Consider the following 15,800-nt stretch of genomic DNA (forward strand, 5'->3'; position numbering starts at 1 on the left):
TCCTCACTTCTGCTCGGTGGCGGGCTTTGCGCCCTCCGCCTGCGCCGACTGAGCCGCCGCAGCCTCGCCGGCAGGCTTGCCGTTCGGATCCCACTCGGCCGGAACGACCTCCGCTCCGGGGCCGATCTTCTGGAAGCCTTCGACAATCACCTTTTCGCCGGTTTTCAGGCCATTGGTCACCATCCAGCGATTGCCGACGGTGCGGCCAAGCGTGATGTTGCGGAATTCCACCTTGTTCTCGGCATTCACGACATAAACCTGCGACTGGCCGCTATTGCTGCGCTGGACAGCCTGCTGCGGGATGGCGATCGCGTTCTTTTCGACACCCTGCTGGATCTGCACACGGACATACATGCCCGGCAGCAGATCACCATCCGGGTTGGGGAACTCGCCCCGCAGCGTCACCTGCCCGGTCGTCTCATCGACGGCGGCTTCCGAGAAGAGCAACTTGCCCTTCTGATCATAGGGCGTACCGTCATCGAGGATCAGCTTTACCGCCGCTTCATTTTTTGCCGTCATCAACTGACCATCCTGCAGCGCTCTGCGCAGGCGGATCAGATCGGTCGCCGGCTGCGTGAAGTCGGCATAGACGGGGTCCAGTTGCTGGATCGTTGCCAGGTTTTCCGTGCCATTGGCACTGACCAGCGCTCCCTCGGTGATGAGTGCACGCCCGATCCGGCCATTGATCGGCGCGGTGACGCTCGCATATTGCAGGTTCAGTTTGGCGCTCGCCAGGCCGGCTTCGGCAACAGAGACATCGGCGTCGGCCTGCGCCAGTTGCGCGATCGCATCGTCATACTGCTGAAGCGCCGCGGCACCGGATTTACGCAACTGCGTCTGACGGTCAGCGGCCTGCCTGGCCTGAACCTGCACGGCCTTGGCGCGTGCCAGCGTCGCCTCGGCGCTGTCAACCTGGACCTGGAATGGCGCCGGGTCGATCTTGTAGAGCACATCACCTTCCTTGACCATCGAGCCCTGCTGGAAGATACGGTCGACGACGATGCCGGTAACGCGCGGACGGACCTCGGCGATACGGGTCGCTGCGATACGGCCCGGAAGCTCGTTGGTGATCGGCAGTTCTTCGGTCTTCGTCGTCACGACGGCGACCTGGGACGGAGGAAATGCTGGAGCAGCCTGCTCTTCCTGTTTCTGGCATCCGGCAAGCAAAGCGAGTCCCGCAACGGCCGCTGTCAAGATCAGTCGATTCATCCGCATCTTCGGGTTCCATGCAAAAAGTCCGGCGCGCACCAGCTCCTTGCGAGAGGAAGGCGGTGGCAGCCGGAAGTTCAAAAAATATCAATGAGATACGGAGCGCCGGACAAGTCTCTGGACTGCCATATCAACTTATACAAACAGACATGTATGTTAAAACCGGAGGGAGCGCAAGCCAATGCTGCGGGTACAAATAAACGTGAACGAGCGACGGCCTCCGCCATCGCTCGGCAAAACTGATTTTGAAGATCAGCGCAGAACGCGATCGTCGGCGCCGAAACGATGCATTGCCGCCTTGTCCGGCGTCGCATAGACAACGTCATCAACATCGTAGCGGTGCTCGCCAAAGAGCCGCACCGTCAGAAGGCCGGTAACCTCGGTCTCCAGATAGAGGATGGTATCGGCGCCGAGGTGCTCGACATGGATGACCTTGCCCTTCCAGTCGCCGCTCCCACGCGACAGCGTGATATGCTCGGGCCGGATGCCGATGGTTTTGGCCTTGCCGTCGCCGAGCTTGCCCGCCTCGATGAAGTTCATCTGCGGCGATCCGATGAAACCGGCAACGAAGACGTTTGCCGGCTTATTGTAAAGCTCCATCGGCGAGCCGACCTGCTCGATGCGGCCGGCATTGAGCACGACGATCTTGTCGGCGAGCGTCATGGCTTCGACCTGGTCATGCGTCACATAGATCATCGTCGCCTTGAGGCTGCGGTGAAGCCTAGCGATTTCGAGACGTGTGTTGACACGCAACGCCGCGTCAAGGTTCGACAGCGGCTCGTCGAACAGGAAGAGCTTTGGTTCGCGCACGATGGCGCGGCCGATGGCGACACGCTGGCGCTGGCCGCCGGACAGTTCGGCCGGGCGGCGCGCGAGATAAGGTTCCAGGGACAACATCGAGGACGCCTTGCCGACCTTGGCGTCAACTTCGGCCCTTGGTGCGCCCATCTGCTTCAGGCCGAGGCCCATATTGTCCTTCACCGTCAGGTGCGGATAAAGCGCATAGGACTGGAATACCATGGCGATGCCGCGTTTGGCGGGTGGCGTGTTGATCACTTCCTGACCGTCGATCTGGACGCTGCCGGAGGTGGCATCCTCCAGACCGGCGATCACCCGCAAAAGCGTGGACTTGCCGCAGCCGGACGGGCCGACGAAAATGACGAACTCGCCGTCCTTCACCTCAAGATCGATGCCCTTGAGAACTTCCTGGGCGCCGAAGGTCTTGCGGATGGATTTCAGATTCAAAGATCCCACGTGAGGCCCTCTTTTACAGTTTAACGGGACGGCCGGTGCGCACGCTTTCATCGGCCGCAAGGCAGATGCGCAGCGACTGGACGGCATCGTCCATGTGTCGTTCCAGGTCGATGTTTTCGGTGATGGCTTTCAGCACGTAGGCCTGTTCGAGATCGCACAGTTCCTGATGCCCCGGCTCGCCGTCCATTTTCAGGTCTTCGTCCTTGTGAACGAACTTGCCGTCGGGCCCGGTTTCGGCCTTGTGGACACGAATGACGGCGGTCTTGGTGTGCGTGTCAATATCGTCGGATTTGGCCTTCGGATCCATGACGATCGAGACGGAGCCGTTCGGCGACATCACATCCTTCACGAAGAAGGCCGTCTCCGAGATCATCGGTCCCCAACCCGCCTCGTACCAGCCGACAGAACCATCCTCGTAGATAACCTGCAGATGGCCGTAATTGTACATGTCCGGCGCGATCTCGCTGGAGAGCCGCAGACCCATTCCGCGAACCTCGACAGCCCTGGCATCGGTGATCTGGCACATGACATCGACGTAATGCACGCCGCAATCGACGATCGGCGAGGTCGTCTGCATCAGCGCCTTATGGGTCGCCCAAGTCGGCCCGCTTGATTGCTGATTGAGGTTCATTCGGAAGACATAGGGGCCGCCCAGCTTGCGGGCCTCGGCGATCAGTCGCACCCAGGAGGGGTGATGGCGCAGAATATAGCCAACGATGAGTTTCCTGCCGGCTGCCTTCGCCGCTGTAACAACCCGCTCTGCGTCGGCGACAGTCGTTGCCAGCGGCTTTTCGACAAAGACGTCACAGCCGGCCTCGAACGCCATCACCGCATAGTCCGCATGGCTGTCGGAATAGGTGCAGATCGAGCAAAGATCGGGCTTCAGCTCTTTCAAAGCGTCTTCGAAGCCCGGATAGATCGGATAGCCCTGAAGTTCAGGCACAAGATCGACCTTCGAACGGTTGACGAGGCCAACGATCTCGAAGCCGGGATTGTCGTGATAGGCGAGCGCGTGACTGCGGCCCATATTGCCGAGACCGGCGACGAGAACGCGGATGGGCTTGGTGCTCACTTCACTGCTCCTGCGGTAATGCCGCGGATCAGCTGCCGCGAGAAGATGACATAGAGGACGAGAACCGGGAAGATCGCCAGCGACAGGGCGGCAAGCACCGCGTTCCAGTTGGTGACGAACTGGCCGATGAAGACCTGTGAGCCGAGCGTGACGGTCTTGGTGGTTTCTCCAGGCGCGAGGATCAGCGGGAACCAGAGATCGTTCCAGATCGGGATCATCGTAAAGACCGCGACCGTAGCCATGGCCGGTTTGATGAGCGGCAGCACCAGGCGGAAGAAGATCGCATATTCCGATAGGCCGTCGATGCGTCCGGCATTCTTCAGATCGTCCGAGACGGTTCGCATGAACTCCGACAGGATAAAGATGGCAAGCGGCAGACCTTGCGCGGTATAAACGAGGATCAGCGCCGTCAGCGTGTTCACCAGACCGGCTGCGACCATGCCCTGCAGGATCGCAACCGTCCCAAGGCGGATCGGGATCATGATGCCGATGGCGAGATAAAGCCCCATCATCGTATTGCCCCGGAAGCGATATTCGGACAGCGCGAAGGCCGCCATCGCGCCGAACAGCAGCACGAAGAAGATCGAGACGACGGTGACGATCAGGCTGTTCTGGAAATAGCCGACGAAATCACCTTGCTTCAGCACCGTCTCATAACCGACAAGGCTGAAGGTATTTGCCGTCGGCGGCGCGAGCGGCGTGCGGAAGATGGCGTTCCGGTCCTTGAACGAGTTCACGATCGTCAACAGAACCGGAAACAGGGCGATGACCGTGTAACCGGCGAGCGCCAGATGCACGAAGCCGGAACGCAGGGGCGATACGCGTGCTTTTGACATTTGTCCTCTCCCTTAGAACTGGTAGCGGCGGACGCGCCGCTGGATGCCGAAGAGATAAAGCGACACGCCGGCAAGGATGATCAGGAACATCACGGTGGCGATGGTCGCGCCCATCGAGCGGTCGCCCAGCTGCAGCTGGAAGCCGAAGAAGGTGCGGTAGAGCAGCGTGCCGAGAATGTCGGTCGATCCGTCCGGGCCGGCAAGTGCGCCCTGCACGGTATAGATCAGGTCGAAGGCATTGAAGTTGCCGACGAAGGTGAGGATCGACACCATGCCGATCGCCGGCAGCACCAGCGGCAGCTTGATCTTCCAGAACTGGCTCCAGCCGGTGACGCCGTCGCATTCCGCCGCCTCGATCACCTCATCCGGGATGTTCAGCAGCGCCGCATAGATCAGCATCATCGGAATGCCGATATTCTGCCAGACGGAGATCAGCGATACCGCGATCAACGCCGAGCCGGGCTTGCCGAGCCAGGGCGCGAAGAAGGATTTCAAGCCGACCAGATCCATGAAAAACGGCGTGATGCCCCAGATCGGCGACAGGATCAGCTTCCAGATGAAGCCGACGATGACGAAGGACAACAGCGTCGGCAGGAAAATCGCCGTGCGGTAAAAGGTTGCGAGCCTCAGCTTCGGGATCGACAGCATGGCGGCAAGGGCGATGCCGACTGGATTCTGGACCAGCATGTGGATGGTAAAGAAGATGAAGTTGTTCTTCAGCGCCCGCCAGAAATCCGCCGCCCACCGCTCCTCGCCGAACAGCACCTGGAAATTGGCAAAGCCGACGAAGGTCGACTGGCCGTCCACCGTGTTGAACAGCGATAGGCGCAGCGTCTCCACCAGCGGCAGGATCATCACCGCCGAATAGATCATGAAGGCCGGCAGCAGGAAAACGAGGATATGCCAGCGTTTCGGCCGCGCCAGTGTTTTGATGCTGTCCTCAGACATTATGGCGCTGCTCATGGCTCTGCCGCTCCGACCCGTTTTTCGTCGATCGCCGCGTAGCGGCAAGGCGCTGCGCCGCCGGTCCCCGCCGCGCATGCCTGAACCAGCGGGCGAAAGTCGCCGGCGGAAGTGATTTCAGATTACATGTTTTCGGCCGGACGCCTTGCTTTTTCGCATAGGAACATCCCGCACGCGGGGCCCCACATCCGCCCTGTCGGGCACCTTCTCCCCGCAGGCGGGGAGAAGGTTAGGGTGAGGGGCAGTGCCCCGCAACTCCGATTTTACTTCGCCGGCTTGTACCAGCTGTCGAGACCCTTCTGCAGCTTTTCGGCGGCGACTTCCGGCGTATCGGTGCCGTTGATCACGTTGGCCGATTCAACCCAAGTCTCGTTTTCGAGGCTCGGGGTACCGCGCGCCAGGATCTGGTAGGTCGAGCGGATGGTCGGCTTGCACTTTTCACGCCAGGAGACGAATTCCTGGGCGAGCGGATCGCTCATCTTCACCGGCGTCGAATTCAGGCTGAAGAAGCCCGGCAGCGCGTTGGCGTAGATGTCGGCGAATTCCGGCGAGGCAACCCAGCTCAGGAACTTCTTGGCTTCTTCCGGATGCGCGCTCTTGGCGTTCAGGCCAACGCCGATGTCGGTGTGGTCCGAGATATAGCAGGTATCGCCAGCGGCCTTAACCGGCGGCGGGAAGGCGCCCATCTTGAACTGGGCCTGGGTGTTGAACAGGCCGATTTCCCATGAGCCGGCCGGATAGATGGCGGCGCGGCCGAGCGTGAACAGGTTCTGGCTGTCCGGATAGGTCTGGGCTTCGAAGCCGTCGCCGAGATAGTCCTTCCACTTGGCAAGAACGCGGAAGGGCTCGACCCACGGCGCGTCGGTCAGCTTCTGCTCGCCCTTGATGAGAGCGGCGCGGCCTTCCTCACCCTTCCAATAGGTCGGGCCGATGTTCTGGTAGCCCATGGTTGCGGCTTCCCAGAGATCCTTCGTGCCCATGGCCATCGGGATATAGGTGCCATCGGCCTTGATCTTGTCGAGCGCGGCGAAGAATTCGGCTTCCGTCGTGGGGATGGCGATACCGAGCTTGTCGAAGGCATCCTTGTTGTAGATGAAGCCGTGGATGACCGATGCCATCGGCACGCAGAAGGTTGCCGAACCATCGTCCGTCGTCCAGGCGGACTTGGCGACCGGCGAGAAGTTCTCCATGCCGGCAAGACCCGTGAGGTCGGCGAGGTGCTTCTTGTTGTAGAGTTCGAGCGAGACGTCGAACGGACGGCAGGTGATGAGATCACCAGCGGAACCGGCGTCGAGCTTGGCGTTCAGCGCAGCGTTGTATTCGGTCGGCGCCGTTGGCGCGAATTTCACTTTGATACCCGGATTCTTCGCTTCGAAGGCCGGGATCAGTTTTTCCTGCCAGATGGTCAGGTCGTCGTTGCGCCAGCTTTCGATCGTCAGCGTGACGTCTTCCGCATGCGCCAGCCCGGCGGAGCCGAGGATACTGGACGCAAGCAGCAAGCCTTTCAAAGTCGTGCGGGTCATTACGTTCTCCCTTTTATATGCGCCGGTCCGGCGCGGTTTTGGAACCCTTAAAAATCAATGTGCCGTGACGCTGGACAAGGCGCGGCGCAAGTTTTGACCGGCCTCGGCAAGTGCGGCTTCCGCCTCCACCACATCCTCTGCCCCAGCAGCAAGAAGAATGGCGATCTTCACCGAACCCGACGACGTGGTGAGATAGCGGCCCGCTTCCGTCGCGCCGATACCGGCGATATCTGAAACGATACGGACGGCGCGGCCGCGCAGTTTGGCATTGTCGGCCTTCAGATTGACCATGTGACCGTCGTAGACATGGCCGAGATGGATGCCGACGAGAGTAGAAAACATGTTGAAGGCGATCTTCTGCGCCGTCGCCGCCCCCATGCGGGTCGATCCGGAGATCACCTCGGGAGGAGTCTGCAACAGGATGGCCACTTCGGCATCCTCGAAAAGCATGGCGCCGGGATTGTTAGCCATGGCGATGACGCGTGCACCGCACTGCCGGGCTTCATCGGCTGCAGCCAGCGCATAGGGCGTCGAGCCGCTGGCGGAGACGGCAATCAGGCAATCGCCCTTGCCGATGCCGGCATCGCGCACATCCTTGCGCGCCAGATCCACGTCGTCCTCATAGCCGCCGGCGAGATCGGTCAGGCTTGCGGCACCACCAGCCAGCAGAACAACGATCTTGTCGTGACCAATTCCATACGTACCGGGCAATTCCAGCGCATCTGTCATGGCCATAAGACCAGAGCTGCCGGCGCCGGCATAGGCAAGGCGGCCACCACTGGCGAGCGCTTCGGCGGCGATCTGCGCGGCGGTTGCAAGCGGTTCGATCGCCGCATCGACAGCCTTGGCCGCAGCCTGCTGACCGGACGCAAGCAGACGAAGCGCCAGGACCGGATGCATCACATCCAATCCCACCGACTTGTCATGACGCTCTTCGGTCTTCAACGACGGCATGCGCTCAATCTCCCTCTCCGCAAATTAATGCCAAAAAAATACCAATTGTCTAGGAAAAATTAACACTCGAACAAAGAAAATTTTGGCCCTACAAAATAATCACGATATTTCAACTATTTAATTGATAATTCCAATTAAAGGCCAAATCCCTCTTGGTTAATGGTATTTTTTTGGTATCATTTTCTCCGGAGGTATCCATGCCACATTACATTCTGGGAATCGATGGCGGGGGCACGAGCTGCCGCGCGGCTGTAGCGGACGCCGAAGGGCGCATCCTCGGCCGCGGCAAAAGCGGTGCCGCCAACATTCTGACCGATCCCGACAATGCCCTGATCCATATTGTCGGCGCGGCCACGGCTGCGTTCGAGGAGGCGAATATCGCGCCCCCGGAGATCGGCTCAGCCTCAGCACTCCTCGGGCTGGCTGGCAGCAATGTCGGCGACGCCGTACATTATGTGAAGGAGCGCCTGCCGTTTGCGAAGGCCGATATCGAATCTGACGGGCTGATCGCCCTCCAAGGCGCTCTCGGCGACAGCGACGGTGCCGTCGCCATCCTCGGCACCGGCTCGATCTACATCGCCCGGCAGGGAAACGACATCCGCTACATCGGCGGATGGGGTTTTCAGATCGGCGATCTCGGCAGCGGCGGCCGCCTCGGCCATGCTCTTCTGCAGGAAAGCGTGCTGGCTTACGACCATATCCACCCTTCCTCGCCGCTGACCGATGCAGTGATGGCGGAATTCAACGCCGATCCGCGCGACGTCGTGGAGTTCGCACGCGTTGCGCGACCCGGCGAATTCGGCCGCTTCGCGCCGAAGGTTTTCGCGTTCGCGGAACGCAGCGACCCCGTGGCAATCGCCCTACTGCGGGCATCCGCGCAAGCGATCGACGAGGCGCTCGATGTCGTTGTGGAGCGTGGTAGCCGCAAGCTCTGCCTGCTCGGCGGACTGGCACCCCTCTATCGCCCCTGGCTGGCAGAGCGGCACCAGCGTTTGTTCGTGGAGCCGGAAGCCGACGCGCTGATCGGCTCGGTTGCGCTCGCCGCCAAGCGTTTTGCGGCTGGCACGAGAGAAACGGCATGACCCAGCATCTCGAGGCCATACTGCCGCTGGAGGGCCTGCAGGGCGGAGGCTCCGGCCCGCTATACCTGAAACTTCGGCAGTCGCTCGAGGAGGCGATCCTGTCGGGCAAGCTGAACCACGGCGATGCGCTGCCGCCCGAACGCGATCTGGCCGACTATGCCAGCATCAGCCGCGTGACCGTGCGCAAGGCCGTGGACGATCTGGTCAAGGATGGCCTCTTGGTGCGCCGTCATGGCTCCGGGACCTTCGTGGTCAAACCGGTGAGCCGTGTCCAGCAGTCGTTATCGCGACTGACCTCCTTTACCGAGGACATGGCGCGGCGCGGGCTGACGACGACGGCGCAGTGGATCGAGCGCGGGCTTTTCCACCCGTCGCCGGACGAGATGATGGTGCTTGGTCTGGCCGCCGATTCGCTCGTCGCCCGCCTCGGCCGCCTGCGCATCGCCGATGACATGCCGCTTGCCATCGAGCGGGCGAGCATTTCCGCCGAATTCCTGCCCGACCCTCTCCGGATTGGGTCATCGCTCTATGCCGAGCTCGACAAGACGAGATCGCGGCCGGTGCGCGCCGTGCAGCGAATTTCCGCCTGCAGCCTGAAGGATCCGGACGCGGCGATGCTCGGCGTGCCGGTTGGATCGGCGAGCCTGTCAATCGAACGTATTTCCTATCTCGCCTCCGGCCGCGTCGTCGAATTCACCCGCTCGCTCTACCGGGGCGACGCCTACGACTTCGTGGCGGAACTGACCCTGCCGGAATCGTAAGAACGGCCCAAAGATGAAAGACACGACCATGCAGACCAATATGCGGCGCGAAATCGATGAGATTCCCGAAGCGGCCGCCCGCCTTCTCGACCAGTCCGGAGCCGCGATCAAACAGGCCGGCGCGGCGCTGCGCGAAAAGGATCCGGCCTTTCTCGTCACCATCGCCCGCGGCTCGTCCGATCATGCCGCCCTGTTCCTGAAATACGCAATCGAGCTTTCTACCGGACGGCCCGTTGCGTCGCTTGGGCCTTCGCTTGCCTCCATCTACGGCGCGAAGATGCAGCTGTCCGGTGCCGCCTCGATTGCGATTTCGCAGTCCGGCAAGAGCCCGGACATCGTCGCCATGACCGAAGCGGCCACCAAGGCCGGGGCCGTGACGATAGCGCTTACCAACACCCTGCCCTCGCCGATTTCACAAGCCAGCACCCATCCGCTCGATATTCTCGCCGGCCCGGAAATCGCCGTTGCCGCGACCAAATCCTACGTCAACTCGATCGTCGCTGGGCTTGCCATTCTCGGCGAATGGACCGCCAACGAGGCCTTACAGCGCGCCGTCGCCGACCTGCCGGCGCAATTCGCCCAGGCCGTGAAGCTCGACTGGCAGGCGCTCGCGAACGAACTCGGGGATGCGGAATCGCTCTTCGTGCTCGGCCGCGGGCCGGCGCTTGCCATCGCCAGCGAGGCAGCGCTGAAATTCAAGGAAACCTCCGGCATGCATGCGGAAGCCTATTCAGCAGCGGAAGTGCTGCATGGACCGGTGGCGCTGGTCGAGAAGCGCTTCCCCGTCATCGGCCTTGCCGCGCGCGATGCGGCCGAAGGGTCGGTCACCGGCATTCTCGACGGTCTCAGCGGCAAGGGCGCGCTTGCCTTCGTCACGTCCTCCAACGCCAAGGCAGCGATGGTACTGCCCTTCGTCGAGACCGGCCATCCGATCACAGACGCGCTGACGCTGATCCTTCCATTCTACGGCTTCGTCGAATCCTGGTCGCGCTCGCGCGGCCTTAACCCTGATGCGCCCGTCGCCCTCAAGAAGGTAACGGAGACAAGATGACCGCACAGACAGCTATCACCGGCGCCCGGATTTTCGACGGCCTCCTGTGGCACGATGGCCAGTCCCTGCTGCTGGACGGCGGAACCGTCACCGGCATTTTGCCGGAGACCGAGCTGCCCGCCGGCACCGAAACGATCGGCGCCAAGGGGCAACTGCTGGTGCCCGGCTTCATCGACCTGCAGGTCAACGGCGGCGGTGGCGTGATGCTGAATGATCGCCAGGACGTCGATGCCATCCGCACCATCTGCGCCGCCCACGCGCAATTCGGCACAACGGCCCTTTTACCGACGCTCATTACCGATACGTTCGAGGTTCGCGCACGCACGATCGAGGGCGGACGCCAGGCAAAGGCTGAAGGTGTGCCCGGTTTCCTCGGGCTTCATCTGGAGGGACCGCATCTTTCCATTGCCCGCAAGGGTGCACATGATCCGGCGCTCATCCGTCCGATGGAGCAGACGGATCTCGATGCCATGCTCGCCTGCGCAGGCGTATTCGATGCGATGATGGTGACCGTTGCGCCCGAAAATACAACGGCTGCTCAGGTCAAGGCGCTGGCAGAAGCCGGCATCGTTGTCAGCCTTGGTCACACGGATACAGGCTACAGGACCGTTGTCGAATATGCGGCCGCCGGCGCCCGCACGATCACCCATCTGTTCAACGCCATGAGCCCGCTCGGCCATCGCGAGCCCGGCGTCGTCGGCGGCGCCCTCGATACCGGCAGCCTCTACGCAGGGATCATCGCCGATGGTTTCCACGTCGATCCGGTGTCGATGGGTGTGGCGCTGCGCGCCAAGGCCGGACCGGGGCGTATCTTCATCGTCACCGATGCCATGTCGACGATCGGCTCCGACCAGACCAGTTTTCTACTCAACGGCCGTGAGATCTTTCGCAAGGACGGGCGCCTGACGCTGGCCGACGAGACGCTCGCCGGCGCCGATATCGATATGCTGTCGTCGGTGCGCTTTGCGCATGAAAAGCTGAACCTGCCGCTCGGCGAGGCGATCCGCATGGCCTCGGCCTATCCGGCGGACGCCGTGGGCATTGCCGCCCGCAAGGGCCGGCTGGTGCCGGGCCTCGACGCCGACTTCGTCGTGCTGACGGAAGGGCTGGACATGGTTTCGACCTGGATCGGTGGCAAATGCGTTTTCAAGGCATAAATTGGGCGGCTTGTCAGGGCGCTGCCGTCAGCCGCGCTTTCAGTGTGCGGACAACACTTGCATCCGTCCGCTTGGCACTCGGCGCGACAAAGCCGAGCGATACCAGCCGCGGATCATAAGCCGGCCGATCGGTCGAGCATGACGAATGAACCTCACTCACCGCAAGCCGTGACAGCAGTCCGTCGATCGTATCCAAGGTCACGCCTGACCCCGGCATGATGGAGATGCGGCCACTGGCGGCCGTGATGATCGATGCCAGAGCATCAACACCATCCAATGCCTTTTTCGCCCCACCCGACGTCAGGATGCGCTCGAAGCCGAGATCGACTGCGATTTCCACCGCCTCGGCAAAATCCGGCACCAGATCAAAGGCCCGGTGCAGCGTCAGGCTCAGTCCCGCAGCATGCTCGACCAACAGCCGCAATGTGGCCACATCCAGGCCACCATCTCGACCGCTTGCCCCCAGAACGACACCGGCAAGGCCTACGGCGCGCACTGCATCGATCTCCGCGCGCATGACGCCGATATCGTCGGCATTGAATACGAAATCGCCGGGACGCGGCCGGATCATCGCATAGACGGGAACAGCGAGTTTGGCCGCCATGGTCATCAGTCCCGGCGAGGGCGTGAGGCCGCCGACGGAGAGCGCCGAGCATAGCTCGATGCGATCGCCGCCGCCTTCGACCGCTGCCATGAGACCCGCCGCGTCATCGACGCAGACTTCCAGAAGAATATTGGTCATTGGGATTCTCCGCCAAGGCCGAGGACGGCAGCACCAATCAGGCCCGGCTCGATGCGGCATTCACCGGGCACGACCAAGGGCCGATCGAATTTCCGCAGGATACGCGAGCGCACAGTCGTGTCGATCTGCGCAATGAGCGGCGCCACATTTGAAAGGCCGCCACCGACCGGAACGATCGTCGCGCCGGTGATGTTGACCGTCAGTGCCAGTGGCGAGCTGACGAGATCGACGAGCACATCAATGGTCCGGGCAGGCTCGGCATCACCCTGTTGCCAGAGTGTCGTGATCTCTTCGCTGGTCAGCGTCTTGCCATGCAGCGTCCGGTGCAGGCGCTCCATGCCGCGCGCGCCGCCGATCGTATCAACGCAGCCGCGCTGGCCGCAGCCGCAATCGAAGGCGGGGATGGCGACCGGTGGTGTGCCGGCTACGGAAGCGACCGCCGGGCCGTGGCCCCATTCGCCGGCGAAACCGCCATCCGCGTTGATCAGCCTGCCATCCACCACAAGGCCGCCGCCAACACCAGTGCCGAGGATGACGCCGAGCACGATCCGATGGCCGCGGCCGGCGCCAGCGGCGGCCTCCGCCAGCGCGAAACAGTCCGCATCATTGGCGAGGAGCACGGGCAGGCCGAGGAAAGCGGACAGGTCGGCAGAAAGCGTGCGGCCGTCGATGCAGGGGATGTTGGCGCACTTGATCGCCTTGGTTTCCGGATCGACGCCGCCGGTAATCGATATGGCGATGCGGTCGGGCGCGCCGCCCGCTTCATTAATGACATCGCGGATTGTCGCAGCAAAAGCGTCGAAGTCATCAAGCGGCGTCGGCCGGCGCGCCAGCGGCTGGACGCTATCCGCGGAATGGGCGACGGCACCCTTGATGGCCGAGCCACCAATGTCGAAACAGACGATCATGCGTCACCACGGATGACGGCTTCCGCGGAAAGCGCCGCCGACAACATGCGCTCATCCTCATTCCTTTGGCCGGAAAGCAGGAAACCGACCGGCATGCCGGCATCGCCCGTGCCGCAGGGAATGGAGACGCCGCAGCCATCGAGAAAATTGCCGATCGAGGTGTTGCGCAGCGTTTTTCCGTTGGCCTTGAAAAACAGGTCGTCATCGGCAAGCAGTGGCGCGATCGGCGGCGCCACGTGCGGCAGGGTCGGATGCGCCATCAGTTCGCCCGGCTCGAGAGCGTCGGCCAAAGCTGCGATCAGCCGCTGGCGGGCATCGAGGATAGCGACGTAATCGGTCATGCCGATCTTTTCGCCGAGCCGCGTGCGCGCGACGACGCGCTGATCCATCCGTTCGGCATCGGCGCCCTGAAGGCGCTCCTTGTGCAGCGCATAGGCCTCGGCCGTTACTAGGGCGCCATGGCGCGCCGCCAGCCCGAAAATCTCAGCAAAGACCGGGAAGGCGCGCCGCGCGATCCGGGCGCCTGCCTTTTCCAATCGAACGATCGCGGCCTCGAAGGCGGCAACGACGGCGGTCTCGGCATCGTCGAACACGACGGTTTCCGGTATCACAAGCTTCAGATCGCTGAGGTCCGTCCGGCTGACATCCGGCGCCGTGCGGCCACGCATCGCGGCGTCGATCCAGATGGCGTCCAGCACGGTACGGCAGAGCGGCCCGAGCGAATCGAGGCTTTTTGCCAGCGGGAAAACGCCCTGCATCGAATAACGGCCGCGCGTTGCCTTGTAGCCGACGATACCATTCAATGCCGCGGGAATGCGGATCGAACCGCCCGTGTCCGTGCCGATCGCGACGGGCACCAGACCGGCGGCTACCGCCACACCGGATCCCGCGGACGAGCCGCCCGGAATGCGTGGCACGTCGCGAGAGGCGGCGTTGTGCGCCGTACCGTAATGCGGATTGATGCCGAGGCCGGAAAAGGCGAACTCGCTCAGATTGGTGCGGCCGACGCTGACCATTCCGGCGCTCGCAAGCGCCTTGACCACGACTGCATCTGCCCTTGCCGGCGCACCATCTACCAAGACGGCGGAGCCGGCTGTTGTTACCGAACCTTTCGTGTCGAACAGATCCTTCCATGCCACCGGAATACCGTCGAGAAGGCCGAGGGACCGGCCAGACCGAATGCGTTCGTTCGAGGCCTTTGCTTCTGCTAGCGCGCGCTCACCCAGCAAGGCGGTGAAAATCGCCTGATCCCGGTGCCCGGCTATTTTGTCAAGCGTGGCCGTGGCCAGTTCCACCGGATCGACAGTGCCCGCCTGCAGCAGGACGGAAAGCCCCGCAGCCGACATGTTTCCGTCCACTCTGTTCATCGTCATTTCTCCGAAACTGCATTCCGTCGCGACATCATATCGGTGCGGCCGGTGATTTGGCAGCGCATTCCGCCTCCTTCGCACATGATTTTCGCCACGGCCTTGCCCGGTGACGCCCTCCCGCCTACATGCCCAAGGTGGCAAAACGGCTGCTAACGATACGGAGATGAGGGATGATATTCGAAGCGGCGCGGCTTTCCTTTGCCAATCTTTTTGCACCTGAGACGCGTTCGGTTTTCTGGAAGGTCCTAGGCCTGACGCTGCTGGCGCTTGCCGGACTTTGGCTGGCACTACGCGAACTCTTCGCCTACCTCGCCTTGCCGTGGCTCGACGGACTCATTCCCGGCACATCCGGCTGGGAAGGGTGGCTTGCCTTCGTCATCGGCCTATTTGCCAGCCTCGGCATCGCGCTGGCGCTGGCGCTGCTTCTGGCGCCGGTCACAGCGCTGATCGCCGGCTTTTTTCTCGACGATGTGGCGGAGGTGGTCGAGAAGCGCGACTATCCGGCGGAACCGGCTGGCCATCCCCTGCCGCTGGGCGAAGCGATTGCCGGAACCATAAAGTTCCTGGGCGTGATCATTGCCGGGAACATCGTGGCGCTGGTCCTGCTGCTCGTCCCCGGTATCAACCTGATCGCCTTCTTTCTGGTCAATGGCTATCTGCTCGGCCGGGAATTCTTCGAGTTCGCCGCCATGCGCCATCGGCCGCCCGCCGAGGCGCGGCTGTTTCGCACCAAGCATGCCGGCACCGTCTTTTTGGCAGGCCTCATTCTCGCAGCCTTCCTCGCCGTGCCAATTCTCAATCTGCTGACGCCTCTCTTTGCCGCCGGCATGATGGTGCATCTTCACAAGAAGCTGTCCCAACGCGACCCGGCGTTTCATCAGCAACTGAATCAGGGCGTAATGTCGTAGCTTTTACAAT

The 15,800-nt window shown here is 62.3% G+C and carries 15 protein-coding genes; 5 read left to right on the top strand and 10 right to left on the bottom strand.

Annotation, left to right across the window (positions count from 1 at the left end; genetic code table 11):
* Positions 1–3: 3 nt before the first annotated feature.
* The 7 genes from ACSQ2Z_RS01005 to ACSQ2Z_RS01035 form a co-directional block, all read right to left on the bottom strand.
* Positions 4–1,215, bottom strand: a complete 1,212-nt coding sequence (locus ACSQ2Z_RS01005) for an efflux RND transporter periplasmic adaptor subunit (RefSeq protein WP_436079499.1) — start codon at positions 1,213–1,215, stop codon at positions 4–6.
* Positions 1,216–1,461: 246 nt separating this feature from the next.
* Entirely contained in the window at positions 1,462–2,463 is a 1,002-nt protein-coding gene (locus ACSQ2Z_RS01010; protein WP_436079500.1) for an ABC transporter ATP-binding protein, read from the bottom strand.
* Positions 2,464–2,476: 13 nt separating this feature from the next.
* On the bottom strand, positions 2,477–3,535 hold the full coding sequence (locus ACSQ2Z_RS01015) for a Gfo/Idh/MocA family protein (protein WP_436079501.1): 1,059 nt from the start codon (positions 3,533–3,535) through the stop codon (positions 2,477–2,479).
* Positions 3,532–4,371, bottom strand: coding sequence for a carbohydrate ABC transporter permease (locus ACSQ2Z_RS01020; protein WP_436079502.1), 840 nt, complete (start codon positions 4,369–4,371; stop codon positions 3,532–3,534). The genes ACSQ2Z_RS01015 and ACSQ2Z_RS01020 overlap by 4 nt, the downstream gene beginning before the upstream one ends.
* Before the next feature lie 12 nt (positions 4,372–4,383).
* Positions 4,384–5,334 carry a carbohydrate ABC transporter permease gene (locus ACSQ2Z_RS01025; protein WP_436079503.1) on the bottom strand — a complete coding sequence of 317 codons (951 nt, stop codon included), beginning with the start codon at positions 5,332–5,334 and terminating at the stop codon, positions 4,384–4,386.
* A 263-nt stretch (positions 5,335–5,597) separates the two neighbouring features.
* Positions 5,598–6,857, bottom strand: a complete 1,260-nt coding sequence (locus ACSQ2Z_RS01030; RefSeq protein WP_436079504.1) for an ABC transporter substrate-binding protein — start codon at positions 6,855–6,857, stop codon at positions 5,598–5,600.
* 54 nt (positions 6,858–6,911) lie between these two features.
* Positions 6,912–7,811 carry an N-acetylmuramic acid 6-phosphate etherase gene (locus ACSQ2Z_RS01035; protein WP_436079505.1) on the bottom strand — a complete coding sequence of 300 codons (900 nt, stop codon included), beginning with the start codon at positions 7,809–7,811 and terminating at the stop codon, positions 6,912–6,914.
* A gap of 197 nt (positions 7,812–8,008) precedes the next feature.
* Between ACSQ2Z_RS01035 and ACSQ2Z_RS01040 the strand changes: the two genes are divergently transcribed.
* From ACSQ2Z_RS01040 to nagA, 4 genes are read left to right on the top strand one after another with little or no spacing between them, the layout of a single operon-like run.
* Positions 8,009–8,893 carry a BadF/BadG/BcrA/BcrD ATPase family protein gene (locus tag ACSQ2Z_RS01040; RefSeq protein ID WP_436079506.1) on the top strand — a complete coding sequence of 295 codons (885 nt, stop codon included), beginning with the start codon at positions 8,009–8,011 and terminating at the stop codon, positions 8,891–8,893.
* Positions 8,890–9,654 carry a GntR family transcriptional regulator gene (locus tag ACSQ2Z_RS01045; RefSeq protein ID WP_436079507.1) on the top strand — a complete coding sequence of 255 codons (765 nt, stop codon included), beginning with the start codon at positions 8,890–8,892 and terminating at the stop codon, positions 9,652–9,654. Before ACSQ2Z_RS01040 ends, ACSQ2Z_RS01045 begins: the two co-directional genes overlap by 4 nt.
* Positions 9,655–9,682: 28 nt before the next feature.
* Positions 9,683–10,705, top strand: a complete 1,023-nt coding sequence (locus ACSQ2Z_RS01050) for an SIS domain-containing protein (protein WP_436082929.1) — start codon at positions 9,683–9,685, stop codon at positions 10,703–10,705.
* Positions 10,702–11,862: an N-acetylglucosamine-6-phosphate deacetylase gene (gene nagA, locus ACSQ2Z_RS01055; RefSeq protein ID WP_436079508.1), complete on the top strand. Its 1,161-nt coding sequence runs from the start codon at positions 10,702–10,704 to the stop codon at positions 11,860–11,862. The genes ACSQ2Z_RS01050 and nagA overlap by 4 nt, the downstream gene beginning before the upstream one ends.
* 13 nt (positions 11,863–11,875) lie before the next feature.
* Here the strand turns inward: nagA and ACSQ2Z_RS01060 are convergent, their stop codons facing one another.
* The 3 genes from ACSQ2Z_RS01060 to ACSQ2Z_RS01070 are packed head-to-tail and all read right to left on the bottom strand — an operon-like array spanning position 11,876 to position 14,870.
* Positions 11,876–12,604: a copper homeostasis protein CutC gene (locus ACSQ2Z_RS01060; protein WP_436079509.1), complete on the bottom strand. Its 729-nt coding sequence runs from the start codon at positions 12,602–12,604 to the stop codon at positions 11,876–11,878.
* Positions 12,601–13,512, bottom strand: a complete 912-nt coding sequence (locus ACSQ2Z_RS01065; protein WP_436079510.1) for an ROK family protein — start codon at positions 13,510–13,512, stop codon at positions 12,601–12,603. Before ACSQ2Z_RS01065 ends, ACSQ2Z_RS01060 begins: the two co-directional genes overlap by 4 nt.
* The gene (locus ACSQ2Z_RS01070; protein WP_436082930.1) at positions 13,509–14,870 is read right to left on the bottom strand and encodes an amidase; all 1,362 of its coding nucleotides are present in this window, start codon (positions 14,868–14,870) and stop codon (positions 13,509–13,511) included. The genes ACSQ2Z_RS01065 and ACSQ2Z_RS01070 overlap by 4 nt, the downstream gene beginning before the upstream one ends.
* Positions 14,871–15,052: 182 nt before the next feature.
* Here ACSQ2Z_RS01070 and ACSQ2Z_RS01075 point away from each other — a divergent pair, with 182 nt between their 5' ends.
* Entirely contained in the window at positions 15,053–15,790 is a 738-nt protein-coding gene (locus tag ACSQ2Z_RS01075; protein WP_436079511.1) for a sulfate transporter family protein, read from the top strand.
* Positions 15,791–15,800: the final 10 nt, after the last annotated feature.

The organism is Pararhizobium sp. LjRoot235, assembly GCF_964254145.1.
Taxonomy (GTDB): domain Bacteria; phylum Pseudomonadota; class Alphaproteobacteria; order Rhizobiales; family Rhizobiaceae; genus Pararhizobium.

Coding starts and splice junctions, on each gene's coding strand:
- ACSQ2Z_RS01005 (WP_436079499.1), bottom strand. CDS start 1,215: ATGCGGATGAATCGACTGATCTTGACAGCGGCCGTTGCGGGACTCGCT.
- ACSQ2Z_RS01020 (WP_436079502.1), bottom strand. CDS start 4,371: ATGTCAAAAGCACGCGTATCGCCCCTGCGTTCCGGCTTCGTGCATCTG.
- ACSQ2Z_RS01025 (WP_436079503.1), bottom strand. CDS start 5,334: ATGAGCAGCGCCATAATGTCTGAGGACAGCATCAAAACACTGGCGCGG.
- ACSQ2Z_RS01030 (WP_436079504.1), bottom strand. CDS start 6,857: ATGACCCGCACGACTTTGAAAGGCTTGCTGCTTGCGTCCAGTATCCTC.
- ACSQ2Z_RS01035 (WP_436079505.1), bottom strand. CDS start 7,811: ATGCCGTCGTTGAAGACCGAAGAGCGTCATGACAAGTCGGTGGGATTG.
- ACSQ2Z_RS01040 (WP_436079506.1), top strand. CDS start 8,009: ATGCCACATTACATTCTGGGAATCGATGGCGGGGGCACGAGCTGCCGC.
- ACSQ2Z_RS01045 (WP_436079507.1), top strand. CDS start 8,890: ATGACCCAGCATCTCGAGGCCATACTGCCGCTGGAGGGCCTGCAGGGC.
- ACSQ2Z_RS01050 (WP_436082929.1), top strand. CDS start 9,683: ATGCAGACCAATATGCGGCGCGAAATCGATGAGATTCCCGAAGCGGCC.
- nagA (WP_436079508.1), top strand. CDS start 10,702: ATGACCGCACAGACAGCTATCACCGGCGCCCGGATTTTCGACGGCCTC.
- ACSQ2Z_RS01060 (WP_436079509.1), bottom strand. CDS start 12,604: ATGACCAATATTCTTCTGGAAGTCTGCGTCGATGACGCGGCGGGTCTC.
- ACSQ2Z_RS01065 (WP_436079510.1), bottom strand. CDS start 13,512: ATGATCGTCTGTTTCGACATTGGTGGCTCGGCCATCAAGGGTGCCGTC.
- ACSQ2Z_RS01075 (WP_436079511.1), top strand. CDS start 15,053: ATGATATTCGAAGCGGCGCGGCTTTCCTTTGCCAATCTTTTTGCACCT.